Here is a 12,167-nt window from a genome sequence, read left to right as displayed (position 1 = left end):
TCCAACCTCAGTCATGATGCAACCAAAATTAGAAGCTGTTGATCATGTCTCAGTCGACGGGCTGACCATCGCTTTTCGCGATTCAGCGGGTCGACTGCGCCATGTGGTGAACGATGTCAGCTTTTCTCTCGGACGGGGGGAGACACTTGGTATCGTCGGTGAAAGCGGGAGTGGTAAATCCACCATTGCCAGGGCCTTGATGGCGTATATGCGTCCCGGCGCTCAGGTTCTGTCGGGAAAGGTCAAGGTCGCACAACAAGATATCTTCGGCCTTCGTGACACAGCTCTCAGGTGTTATCGGGGTCAGACTGCCGCGCTTGTGCCACAGAATCCGCTGTCGTCACTGACCCCACATATGACAATTCTGGCGCAGATGCGTGAAGTGATCGTGCAAAATGGCAGGCGACATGGTGCCCAAGTCGATCAGCGTGCCTTTGACTTGCTTGAACGCACCGGCCTGCCTGAGCCATCGATACTGGCAAAACGATATCCGCACGAATTGTCGGGCGGGCAGCGCCAGCGCGTGGTCATCGCGGCTGCGCTGGCCGGCGAACCCGAACTCATCATTCTGGACGAGCCGACGACCGCGCTTGACAAGACCGTCGAGGCGCGGGTCCTTGACCTTGTAGCAGAGTTCCAGCAGCGACTGGGCACCACCCTTGTCTATGTCAGCCACGATCTGAATGTTATCCGTCGAATGTGTCGCCGGGTGTTGGTCATGCGCGACGGTGCAATGGTTGAGGGCGGGGCCACAGAGCAGGTTTTCAGGTATCCGCGCAGCGATTACGCTCGTGAGCTTGTTCTCGCAATCCCAAAGCTTGAAGCCAAGGCAACCAGACAGCCACCCGATAGGCCTGCGCATCTGAGGCTTCGTGACATGCGCTTTTGTCACAACGCGGGGGGCAGCCGTCTGGCCGCGCGCATCTGGAAGCGGACAGCACCGCCTTCAACTTTGCAGGATATATCCTTTGACCTATTGCGCGGGTCAACCTTGGGAATCGTAGGGGAAAGCGGAAGCGGCAAATCTACGCTGGCCTCTCTGATTGCCGGGGCGCTTTCGGGCCATGACGGCAGGATGCAACTGGACAACGAACCGCTATCGGGATTGGCCCGCAATCGGCCGATCGAGCACAGGCGCGCTGTCCAGATGGTTTTCCAGGATCCTCTCTCCTCGCTCAACCCCTGCCACAGCGTCGCCGAATTGATCACGCGCCCGCTGATGCTTTTCTTCGCGATGACTCGCGCCGCCGCGCGCGCACGGGCGCGTGACCTGCTTGAAGAAATGGAACTGCCATCGGACCTTCTGGAGCGCTATCCTCGGCAATTGTCTGGCGGACAGCAGCAGCGAGTCGCAATCGCCCGGGCCTTTGCATGCGAACCCGAGTTGCTGATCTGCGACGAGATCACCTCTGCACTGGATGTGACTGTCCAGGCCCAGGTAATAGCTATGATGCAGCGCCTGCAGCGAGATCGCGGCACAAGCTACATCTTCATCTCCCATGATCTGCCAGTCGTGGCGCGCATGTCCGATCGCGTCCTCGTGCTGAGCAGGGGACGGGTCATGGACAATATTACCCCGACGGAACTGATCGAAGGACAGGGAAGTCAATATTCTCGGACGCTTCTTGCTGCCTTTCGGGCAAATGTGTCTCACTCCGATGTTGCGAGTCAAAGGAACCCCAAAAATGTCAATTGACACTCTCAATAACCCCGGACGCTTCTGGAAAGGCAACTTGCACACCCATAGCACGCGCTCTGATGGTTGCCTGTCCCCGGTTGACATCTGCAATGCATATCACGCCAAAGGCTATGATTTCCTGTGCATCTCGGATCACTTTCTGGCGCGCTACGAATGGCCTGTCACGGATGCCGCCAAAGACGCGCCTGATGGGCTAACCTTGTTGCGAGGTGCAGAAGTGCATGCACCGGCCAATTCGCATGATGAGTTGTGGCATCTGCTGGCTGTCGGTCTGCCGGGTGCGTTTGCGCCACCGTCAGCGGATGAGGATGCATCTGCACTGGCGCAAAGATGTCTGGCAGAAGGCGCATTTCTTGCCATTGCCCATCCAGAATGGTCTGGGCTGACGCTCCAGGATGCTGCGGCCATTCCAGATGCACATGCTGTCGAGGTCTACAATCACACAAGCGCTTTGCACGCCGCGCGCGGCGGTGGCAGCTATTATCTGGACGCGATTCTGAATACGGGGCGTCGGATCAACGCCTTGGCCTCTGACGATGCGCATTTTAACATAGCTGATCGACCGATGGCAGATGCGTTTGGCGGCTGGGTTATGGTGCGTGCAGAAATCAACACACCTGATGCCATTCTCGCAGCGCTGAAGGAAGGTGCGTTTTACAGTTCAAGCGGGCCAGATTTCCACCATATCACTCAAACGGGCAGTTTTCTCGACATTTCTTGCAGCCCGGTGGATCATATCACCATTTTGGGTCGTGGATCGCGCGTCGAACGCATCCACGGAAATGGAATAACGAACGCAAAGCTGCCACTGGACCGTTTCGCGGGGGATTGGGCGCGGGTTGTATTGACCGACGCAACAGGCGCCAAGGCCTGGTCAAATCCATTCTGGCTATAACCCTAACCAAGATTGGAATTGTTCAGAATGTGGAGTTATCACAATCCTGTAGCCATAAAATTTGGCTTGGGGAGTTTCGACAAGATCGCGGGACTTGTTCACACGCGGCCCTATCTTCTGGTCACCTATCCTGACGCGCCGTTCACCGCCCTGGCTGACCGGCTGGCGCAGCGTCTGGGACCACCGGCAGGTGCGGTGCGCGATGTGTCGCCCAATCCCGACATGGCCGATGTTGCGCGGCAGGCAGCGGAAACAGCGATGCTGGCGCAACGGCCCGAGGTGGTCATCGCCATTGGCGGTGGATCGGTCATTGACAGCGCCAAGGTGCTTGCCGCCTCGGCACAGGGTTTCGCCCCGGTCGAGGCATTGCTGAACGGGAACGCGGCACCACAGGGCTGGCGGCCGCTGCCCCTGATTGCCGTGCCGACAACGGCCGGAACCGGCAGCGAGGTCACATGCTGGGCTACCGTCTGGGACCGAAAGGCGGGGACCAAGCGCTCACTCGATCACCCCGCGCTTTACCCCGAGGCCGCCATCATCGACCCGGAGCTGATGCGCTCGATGCCACGCGACTTGACGATCGCCACGGGGCTCGACGCCCTGTCACATGCGCTGGAAAGCCTGTGGAACGTCAATGCCAACCCGGTCACAGCCAGCCATGCCGTTGCCGCCGCCCGCGCCATTCTTGACGTGCTGCCGGCGCTGGTTGCCGCGCCGGGGGATGCTGATCTGCGCAGCCGAATGGCACAGGCGTCACTGGCCGCAGGGCTGGCCTTCTCCGGCACAAGGACGGCGATCGCGCATTCGATTTCCTACCCCGTCACCCTGCGCCATGGTGTTCAACACGGTATCGCCTGCTCCTTCACGCTGCCGATGATCCTTGACAGCCTGGCCAATACAGGCGGGCTGACCGGCCGGGCCCTGCGCGACATCTTCGGCCCGGACCTGCGCGCCGGGGCAAGGCGGCTGGCGGCATTTCTGGACGGGCTCGGAATCGGGCTTTCGCCCGCTGCTTACGGCATCGACGCCGCCGAATGGCAATCGATCCTGACCGAGGCAACCGCCGGCCCGCGTGGCCGCAACTTCATCGCCCCGATCACCACGCTGCACCCTGTGTCGCCATTGGCCGCATGACGCGGTCGGGCACCGCAAAGCAAATTACCAGGAGAACAAAACAAAATGAGCCGTTTCAAAGCCGTGGTATTCGACTGGGCCGGAACCACCATCGATTTCGGGTCCTTCGCGCCGATGGGGGTATTCGTCGCGGCGTTTCGCCAGTTCGGAGTCGATGCCACGATCGCCGAGGCCCGCGCCCCCATGGGCGCCCCCAAGCGTGACCATATCAAGGCGATGATCACTGCCCCGCGGCTGGCTGCCGAATGGACGCGGGTGCATGGAGCTGCGCCGAGTGAGGCCGATATCGACCGCGTCTACAAGGTTTTTGTGCCGATGAACGAAAAGGTTGTGGCCGACTACGCCACGCTGGTGCCCGGTGCGCGCGAAGCGGTGGAAAAGCTGCGCGGCATGGGGCTGAAGATCGGCTCGACCACCGGCTATACCCGCTCGATCATGGAACGGGTCTTTCCGGTTGCCGCCGCGCAGGGTTATGCGCCGGATTGCTGCGTATGCTCCGACGATCTGCCCGAAGGACGGCCCGGCCCGCTGCAGATGTATCAGTGCTTCATCGACCTGAAGGTGTGGCCCGCCGCATCGGTGGTCAAGGTCGACGACACCCCGCCCGGCATCGCTGAGGGGATCAATGCTGGCTGCCTGACTGTCGGCGTTGCGCTGTCGGGCAATATTGTCGGCCGCACACCACAGGAACTCGCTGCGCTACCAGCTGAGGAGGTGCAGGCCCTGCGCGCGCAAGCGACGAAGGTCTTGCGCGCCGCCGGGGCGCAGCATGTCATCGACACGGTGGCGGATCTGCCTGATCTGCTGATCCGGCTTGACCAATCCGGCTGAGGTTTATTGATGCGGCATTCTCATATCTGTGCCCTTCCGTCAAACTGAAACCAGTGGCTGGAACCGTTCGCCGCATCAGGATTGATTGGCGGCTTTAGCAACCCAAGCGCGCTCGGCACAGCGACTGCTAAGGGCCAAGGTTTTGTGAAAACCCCCAGATATGGCATGCTTTCTGCGATACGGGAATGCATTTATGCCGGGTTTCATTGAAGGGGTAGACCGGGATCAAGTGACGCTGCTTCCGGACCGCCCGGAGGACTGGATCGATGAGGATTATCTGGTCCGGGTGTTGGATTTGTTTGTTGATCAGCGCGATCTGGGGGGCCTTGGGTTCATGCGCGCGGCGCATGCGCGGACCGGATGCCCCGGACACCCTCGCCGCCACTGTCCAGAACCTCCGGGTCCAAAGATCAGGCCAAACTCGTCGGGCGTTGTTTAGCCAGGCATACTCTCTCCAAGTCAACGTTCCGGTCTGGCAACCATGTGTGAGATATCCAATTTCGTTGACAAAAATGTGAACTTGAGCCTAAACCTTATGATGTTTATGTGACGAAAGGTCAGACCATGCGTCCTGCAGTCTTTGCTTTAGCCGGATTTTTGGCGCTGTCCGCATGCATGGAGGCTACATCAAGCAATGTTGCGTCCAGAAGTTCGGTGGCCCCGCCCAAGTTTTTCATTGCACAGACACTTGGACCATCCTGCGCGGTCGATGAGCGCGGCAGTGGCCGCAGTCAATCTGCTGCGGCTGCGGCCCTGAACCGGCTGAATGCGAACAGCGCGCGCTATATCGCTGATCTTCGGCGGTCTACGTCCCTGAACCCGATTAAAGACGCATATAGCGCAGACTGGCAGCCCGTGCTTTTCAACAGTTATGCAGCGGCCGCCACTGCAGATGCGCAGCTTGCCCGCACAATCATTGACGGCCTGAAGCAACTCGCCCGAAACCAACGTTATGTGAACGAACCGGGCTTGTTGACGCGCGCACAAGCGATGCGCGCACCGCCTTGCTATTCGCAAGGCGTAGATACGCCCTGCCCTTCGCATACCCCGCGGTTTGTCGCGCGGATGTATGCCAACCTGCTGATATCCGCCGCGGTTCTTGAGTCCTTCATGTCAGATGATGACCGGCAAATATTGATCCCGTGGTTTGATCAGGGCTATCAAAGATTTGTTGCGCCTGAAGTAGCAGCAGGTGACGATGGCATCTATGATTTTGTCAATATGGGGCTGGCACGGCTTGCTTATGCAGCCCTGACGAAGGACATGGGCCTTGCACAACGGGAATTATCCGCGCGCCGCAGTGAACTTCTGAAACATATCGAGGCGTCGGGATATATCAGCGAAAACTCCTACAGGGGGGTGCGCGGGTTCTGGTATCATACCTATGGGCTTGATCCGGCACTGTCTTATGCGCTGGTTGCCCGTGAATGGGGCGTAAATTATTTCACCGATCCCGCACTCGGCCCACGCCTTGCGGCTGCTGTTCAGAAAACAGAGATGGGAATTCGCGACCATGCGGCCTTTCGGGCCGTTGGAAACCGAGGGTCCAGTTTCAGCACTGACCCTGCGGACACGCGTGATTTTGTGCATCAATTTGCTCTTAATCTATATCCGATCGCCGCGCGGGAATTTGGCGTGCGCCTGCCGCCAAGCCCGATGCATCAGCGGCTGTCCCGATCCGAGCGGTATTCGACAATATCGGGGCTTTCCGCACGCTGCTATTACAGCAATCGCTAAGACGCGAAGAATTGTAACGAGCCGGGTGGAACGCGCGCTGCCTGCAGCGGCGGCATTCAATAACAAAAATTGCTGCGCTAGGCGCGAATGGCCGGTTCCTTGATGCGCTTGGCGCGCAGACGCCCGACATCGGCTATATGCCCGGTCATCTGACATGGAAATTCGGCGAAGAATTGCAGGCACTGGGGTTTGAGTTGCTCAATGAGGGAATTTCCGGGGCGGTCCACAAGGATGGCAAAATCCTGACCGGTGACAGCCCGCTGGCGGGCAATGCGCTTGGCCAGCTTGCCGCGGCCCAGGCGCTGGCCGAAGTGATGGCAAAGTGATCTGGTCCTCCGGGGATACGGCCTTTGATGCCTTGCTGCGCGTGTCGCAGGCCGAAAGCCTGCAACAGATGCAGGAAACCATCTGTCGCGCCTGTGCGCCGCTTGGATATGACAGGGTTCTTCTGTTTGCGGTGACGACGCAAGAGGATGTGACAGTTGACCGTATTTTCTGGATCGAAGGCGATTGGTTCGGCGACGGCACCCCTGTCGACGCCGACACCTATCTGGCGCGGTGCCCGGTCACGCGCCATGTGCTGAACGTCCGCGAGCCGTTCTTTTCTGCCTCACTCTGGCGCTTTACAAACGGCTTCATGTAAGCAGCCGGCACAAGCCGAACCTCATGACCACGGCTTTGCGCAAATCTTCCCCAGTGATGCGAGGTGGCACAAGCCTCCATTGCCACAATGCAGGCCGGGTGGTCAGCCAACAGCGCTCTTGACATAGCACGGTTGAAAATAACCACCCCATCTGGCCCAACTGCACAGACCTGAAAGCGGCCTTTGGCCAAGTCGATCGCCAAAATACTGATCTTTGATGTCATCGATGTGCCGTCCACCAATCATATATAGAACCGTCATGGTAAACGATGCCGGCGGGTGGGGGCATCCACCGCATCAGTTCAGAACTGGTTCGGGCATTGTGCTCCCCGGACTTCGGCTTCTTGACGCGCAACTCTGTGTGACGACCACCTTTCCAGTTAACTACGAGAACAATTTCCCTGTTTCATCGTCGATATCTGCCACGATGTCTTCGATCTGGGTTCTGATCATCGGCGTGCTCTCTGCCGACGACGCCGGACGCACGATAAAGAGCGCGAGGGACGGCCAAAAGGTAGAGACGCGACATGGATATGGGAAAACATGGTCAAGCAAATTCCAAGGGCCCTGAGGGTTCAGCTTGTCTCCAGCCTTCAGCCTGTGCAGGAGGCAATCTTGGCTCCATCCCGACACAGCGGTATTCCGCTTCGTCCACACAAGCAGTGCTGCGTCCGCCCTGTGCACTTCCAGCATGCAGTCGCCATAGGGACCATCAATGCAGACGACGCGGCGTGCGATGCAACAACCACCAGCGCCAACCATGCGGCACAAGGACCACGGCCAGCGCGACCAGACCCCAGAACCATGCAAGCGCCCCTTCGGCGCTGAACCGGCCCACGCGTGATGAAGCCCATCCAGCACAGTCAAGGGTCTGAGCGCGAGATGCGCGCCGTGCCAGGCCGCTTGGCTGCGCTGCATGCCGCACGCCACATAGCACTGCGGTTGAAACCGATGGCTGTCTGGCCTGCCATCGCGGCGTGGACGCGTTGCGCGACATCTGCACCCAGCACCGCGATTTCGCGGGCACAGGCGACCGCTCGGGCGGGGTTCACAGCGAAATCAGCGCCCTGCAGGGCCAGTTTCTGGATGCGATCCGTCTTTATGCTGTTGAAATCGCAGGCACGCCGATTGCCTATGCCAGCGGCTTTCCCTACTTCTTTGCCGATCCGTCCGGCACGGGTGAATCGACGCCAGACCAGATCACCCGCGACAACCGCTATCAGGTGGCCGCGAAAGACCCCGGCGGCTATATGCATAACCCGCGCTATATGCTGCAACGTCTAAATGACACTCTGCCCGATCTGGCAGGGGTCACAGGGTTGGACGTGCCGCATATTTCCCGGCCCTGAGGCCCCTTTGCGCGCGCCTCAGGGCTGGAACACATAGCTTCCGGGCGCGGCCATCAGCGGGGGATAGCCCTTGCCCGGCGCCCCCATCTGCGGCGCAGGCACTGCAGTGTCGATCCGCGTTTTCAGCCATTCGGCCCATTCAAGCCACCATGATCCGGGCTTTGGCGCATTTTGCGCCAGCCAGGTGTCCGAGCCAGTGTATAGCGCCCCTTTCGGTCGGTGCGAAATGCGGTAATGCCGCCCCTTATGGCCCGGCTCGCTCAAGATGCCGCCATTATGGCCACCTTTGGTCAGCACGAAAGTCAGGTCGCAATCGGTAAACAGCCGCGTCTTGTAGACGGATTGCCAGGGCGCGATATGATCGGTTTCCGTGCCGACCACAAACAGCGGCACCGCGATATCCTTCAGCGCGATCACCCGCCCTTCGACCGCGAAACGCCCAGCGGTCAGCCGGTTTTCAAGAAACAGCGCGCGCAGATATTGCGAATGCATCCGCGCAGGCATCCGCGTGGTATCGGCATTCCACACACCAATATCGCTGGGCAGATCCTCGCGGCCCAGAAAATAGCGCTGCACATTGCGCGTATAGATCAAATCCTCTGACCGGATGGCCGCAAAAGCACGGGCCATTTGCGGGCGATCCAGATAACCCTGTTCCCACATCAGATCTTCCAGAAAGGCGATCTGGCTTTCATCCAGAAACATCAGCAATTCGCCCGCTTCCACGAAATCCACCTGCGCGGCCATCAGCGTGATGGACCCCAACCGCGTGTCACCATCGCGCGCCATGGTGGCGGCGGTGATGGCCAGCATCGTGCCGCCCAGACAATAGCCGACCGCATGCACTGGCACATCAGGCACAATTGCGCAGACGGCTTCCAATGCGGCCAGAACACCGCGCTTGCGGTAGTCTTCCAGCGACAATTCCGCCTGCGCGGCGGTCGGGTTGCACCATGAGATCATGAACACCGTGAAGCCCTGATCCACCAGATAGCGCACCATGGAATTATGCGGTGACAGATCCAGAATGTAGTATTTCATGATCCATGCAGGCACGATCAGGATGGGTTCCGCCTGCACCTGTTCGGTCTGCGGGGCATACTGGATCAGCTCGAACAAGTCGTTGCGAAACACCACCTGACCTTGGGTGCAGGCCAGGTCCTTGCCGATTTCAAACCCTTTCGCGGGTGGGTCGTGATGGCCGCTCAGTGTCTTGAGCATATCGTGGGAAAATCTGGTCATCCCTTCGGTCAGGTTGCGCCCGCCCGTGTCGCGTGTGGCCTCGATGATTTCGGGGTTGAGCCACGGGAAATTGGACGGCGCGACCAGATCAAGTGTCTGACGGGCCAGAAAACGCGCGCGTTCGGCATCTTCACGGCACAGGCCACGCATGGGTTCGGTCGCATGATCCCACCAGTCCTGCATCGCCAGAAACCCCTGTTGCCACATCTGAAACGGCGGCTTTTGCCAGTCGGGATGCGTGAAACGGTGGTCATAGGGTTTCGGCGCGAAGGGCGGTTGGGCATCACGATCAGTCACACTGGCCAACAGCTTCAGTGCGTTGCGCTGTGCATGCTCCATCAGTTCCAACTGCCGACCCGGTGAGCGCGCCATATGCTGCGCCCAGTCGCTCCAGGCCTCGATAAAAGCGTGGTTTGACACACCACCGCTGAGCTTTGCCATGACACCGCGCGCGGCACGATCAAAATTCTGATGTGACTGTTTCGGTTCGGGCGCAGTGGGCGGCGTCATTATCGGTAGCTGCGTCACGGCGGGAGGGTCAAGTTTGCTTTTCGGCGGCTTGGGGCGACGGGGCGGCATGGATTATGTCCTGTTTCTGGTAAAGGGTGTGATCTTGCTATCCGGGTCTAGGCATTGCCGAATGGCAGACAGATCAAGGGTTTCTTCGGTTTCCAGCCGCGCGACAAGGCGGGTGATCTGCGCGCCATGGTCCTTGATCAATACAGTGGCCTGCGCTTCGGCATCCTGAAGTAGTGCCATCACAGCCTGATCCACGCGCGTGGCGGTGTCGTCCGAATAGCTGCGCGGTTGCGCGATCTGTTGGCCAAGGAAAGGATGATCTTCGCTGTCGCGCAGATCAACCGGGCCGATTTCGGGGTCCATCCCCCAACGCGCAACCATCGAGCGCGCCAATGAAGTGGCGCGGCGAATGTCATCATCCGCGCCCGAACTGACCGAACCAAGCAGCAGCTTTTCCGCCGCCCGCCCGGCCAGCAGCGTGACAAGTTGCGCGCGCAGATACGCCTCCGAGAGGGTATGGCGGTCATGGGTGGGCAACATATGCGTGCTGCCAAGGCTGCGCCCGCGCGGGATAATCGTAACCTTGTAGATCGGATCACCGCCTGGGTTGTAGAAGGCCGCCGCCGTGTGGCCCGCCTCATGAACAGCCAGCCGGTGGCGCTCATCGGGCTGGATGGCCAGCGTGCGCACTGTGCCCATCATCACCTTGTCGCGGGCCTCGTCCAGGTCGGCATGGGTGATGTCACCAGCCCGGCGGCGCGCTGCGGTGATCGCGGCTTCATTCAGCAGGTTCTTCAGGTCGGCCCCGGAAAAGCCCGGCGTGCCCGCCGCGACCTGATCCAGATCGACGTCACTATGCAAAGGCAGGCCCTTGATATGCACATTCAAAATCGCGCGGCGCGCGTCCTTGTCGGGCAGCGACAAGGTGACATGCCGGTCAAACCGCCCCGGACGCAGCAGCGCAGGGTCCAGCACATCGGGGCGGTTGGTGGCGGCCAGCACGACCACGGCTTCGCGCGCGCTGAACCCGTCGAGTTCGGCCAATATCTGGTTCAGCGTCTGCTCGCGTTCGTCATGGCCACCCCCCAGACCCGTGCCGCGCGTGCGTCCGATACTGTCCAACTCGTCGATGAAAATGATCGCAGGCGCGTGCTTGCGCGCGGCTTCAAACATCTTGCGCACGCGCCCCGCGCCAACCCCCACGAACATTTCCACGAATTCCGACCCGGAGGTCGAGAAAAACGGCACATCCGCCTCGCCAGCCAATGCGCGCGCCAGAAGCGTCTTGCCGGTGCCGGGCGGGCCCATCAGCAGCACACCATGCGGCACGGTGGCACCCACACGCTGGAAACGGTCGGGATCGCGCAGGAATTCGACCAATTCGGACACTTCGCGCTTGGCTTCGTCCTGACCTGCGACATCGGCAAATGTGACCTTGCTGGTCAGTTTGGCGGGTTTCGAGGATCGACCGCTGAGGAAATCGCCCATGCCGCCCACACCACCGCCCATGCCGCCCGTCAGCCGACGGCGCAGCAAGAAGTAGACGGCGATGATCAGGATCCACGGCAAGAACCAGATCAGTGTCGAGGGCGCGCGCGGGGCTTCAGCCGTCACGGTGACGCCCATCTCCTCCAGCAGCGGCAAAAGCGTGGGGTCGGGCTGCGCTGGCGTGATGGCGCGCACGCGCTGAACACCGTCGGCCCTTTGGTCATGCAGCAGGGCGACGATGGCCGTTTCCTGAAGTGTCACCTCGCGCACGTCACCATTGCGGATCAGGGTTTTCACCTCACTGTAGGACACAGTCACCGTGGCACCGGGTGCGCCCGGTTGCTGCGTCAGCAAGACTGTCAACGCGACGAACCCGAAAACAACCAGCCAGAGCATCCGCGCCAGTCCCGGTTCGTCGGGCTGTCCAGGTGGCGGCGGCATCTTTGGTGTGTTCATGATGCCTCCTCGGTGCAAAGGCCCGCCCGTTTCGCAAGTAGAAAGCGGACAAGCGTGAAATGCCTTGGAGATCAAGATAACAGCTGAGCGAGAACCCGTCCTTGCGATGCATCAAGTTGGTGCATTTCGCAAAACGCGCGAGCGTGACCAAGATGACCTGCGCGCCTCGAACGC

The 12,167-nt window shown here is 60.2% G+C and carries 10 protein-coding genes and 2 pseudogenes; 9 read left to right on the top strand and 3 right to left on the bottom strand.

The features are described 5' to 3' along the window. The 8 genes and pseudogenes from nikE to ACTZWY_RS12915 form a co-directional block, all read left to right on the top strand. The coding region (nikE, locus tag ACTZWY_RS12950) for a nickel ABC transporter ATP-binding protein NikE (protein WP_444791131.1) at positions 1-1,696 on the top strand (1,696 nt) is incomplete at its 5' end. Beyond that, positions 1,626-2,594 (top strand): PHP domain-containing protein, encoded by a 969-nt coding sequence (locus ACTZWY_RS12945; protein ID WP_444791130.1) that lies wholly within the window; start codon positions 1,626-1,628, stop codon positions 2,592-2,594. The genes nikE and ACTZWY_RS12945, both read left to right, overlap by 71 nt. 27 nt (positions 2,595-2,621) lie before the next feature. Further along, entirely contained in the window at positions 2,622-3,728 is a 1,107-nt protein-coding gene (psrA, locus tag ACTZWY_RS12940) for an iron-containing alcohol dehydrogenase PsrA (protein ID WP_444791129.1), read from the top strand. A gap of 45 nt (positions 3,729-3,773) precedes the next feature. Next, on the top strand, positions 3,774-4,559 hold the full coding sequence (gene phnX / locus ACTZWY_RS12935) for a phosphonoacetaldehyde hydrolase (RefSeq protein WP_444791128.1): 786 nt from the start codon (positions 3,774-3,776) through the stop codon (positions 4,557-4,559). 193 nt (positions 4,560-4,752) lie between these two features. Next, positions 4,753-4,935: pseudogene (locus tag ACTZWY_RS12930) on the top strand (IS5/IS1182 family transposase); the annotation flags it as partial. 278 nt (positions 4,936-5,213) lie between these two features. After that, entirely contained in the window at positions 5,214-6,296 is a 1,083-nt protein-coding gene (locus ACTZWY_RS12925; protein WP_444791127.1) for an alginate lyase family protein, read from the top strand. 137 nt (positions 6,297-6,433) lie between these two features. Beyond that, on the top strand, positions 6,434-6,622 hold the full coding sequence (locus tag ACTZWY_RS12920; protein WP_444791126.1) for a hypothetical protein: 189 nt from the start codon (positions 6,434-6,436) through the stop codon (positions 6,620-6,622). After that, entirely contained in the window at positions 6,619-6,939 is a 321-nt protein-coding gene (locus ACTZWY_RS12915) for a hypothetical protein (protein WP_444791125.1), read from the top strand. Before ACTZWY_RS12920 ends, ACTZWY_RS12915 begins: the two co-directional genes overlap by 4 nt. On the opposite strand, the pseudogene ACTZWY_RS12910 reads toward ACTZWY_RS12915, so the two are convergent. Next, positions 6,912-7,163, bottom strand: a pseudogene (locus tag ACTZWY_RS12910) (IS110 family transposase); the annotation flags it as partial. The gene ACTZWY_RS12915 and the pseudogene ACTZWY_RS12910 overlap by 28 nt on opposite strands. A gap of 753 nt (positions 7,164-7,916) precedes the next feature. On the opposite strand from ACTZWY_RS12910, the gene ACTZWY_RS12905 reads away from it, so the two are divergent. After that, positions 7,917-8,288 carry a hypothetical protein gene (locus tag ACTZWY_RS12905; protein ID WP_444791124.1) on the top strand — a complete coding sequence of 124 codons (372 nt, stop codon included), beginning with the start codon at positions 7,917-7,919 and terminating at the stop codon, positions 8,286-8,288. A gap of 18 nt (positions 8,289-8,306) precedes the next feature. Here ACTZWY_RS12905 and ACTZWY_RS12900 read toward each other — a convergent pair whose 3' ends face one another. Then, positions 8,307-10,040: a PHA/PHB synthase family protein gene (locus ACTZWY_RS12900; protein ID WP_444791123.1), complete on the bottom strand. Its 1,734-nt coding sequence runs from the start codon at positions 10,038-10,040 to the stop codon at positions 8,307-8,309. A 72-nt stretch (positions 10,041-10,112) separates the two neighbouring features. Then, a complete protein-coding gene (gene ftsH, locus ACTZWY_RS12895) occupies positions 10,113-11,993 on the bottom strand; it encodes an ATP-dependent zinc metalloprotease FtsH (protein WP_444791122.1) in 1,881 nt (626 codons plus the stop codon). Positions 11,994-12,167 lie beyond the last annotated feature (174 nt).

Origin of the sequence: Roseinatronobacter sp. NSM (genome assembly GCF_052379845.1) — a bacterium.
Classification (GTDB): Bacteria; Pseudomonadota; Alphaproteobacteria; order Rhodobacterales; family Rhodobacteraceae; genus Roseinatronobacter.
This window is presented reverse-complemented; position numbering and strand designations above follow the sequence as displayed.

Bases quoted from the DNA above. Each gene is read 5' to 3' on its own strand.
- ACTZWY_RS12900 (WP_444791123.1), bottom strand. From the start codon at position 10,040: ATGACGCCGCCCACTGCGCCCGAACCGAAACAGTCACATCAGAATTTT.
- phnX (WP_444791128.1), top strand. From the start codon at position 3,774: ATGAGCCGTTTCAAAGCCGTGGTATTCGACTGGGCCGGAACCACCATC.
- ftsH (WP_444791122.1), bottom strand. From the start codon at position 11,993: ATGAACACACCAAAGATGCCGCCGCCACCTGGACAGCCCGACGAACCG.
- ACTZWY_RS12920 (WP_444791126.1), top strand. From the start codon at position 6,434: ATGCCCGGTCATCTGACATGGAAATTCGGCGAAGAATTGCAGGCACTG.
- psrA (WP_444791129.1), top strand. From the start codon at position 2,622: ATGTGGAGTTATCACAATCCTGTAGCCATAAAATTTGGCTTGGGGAGT.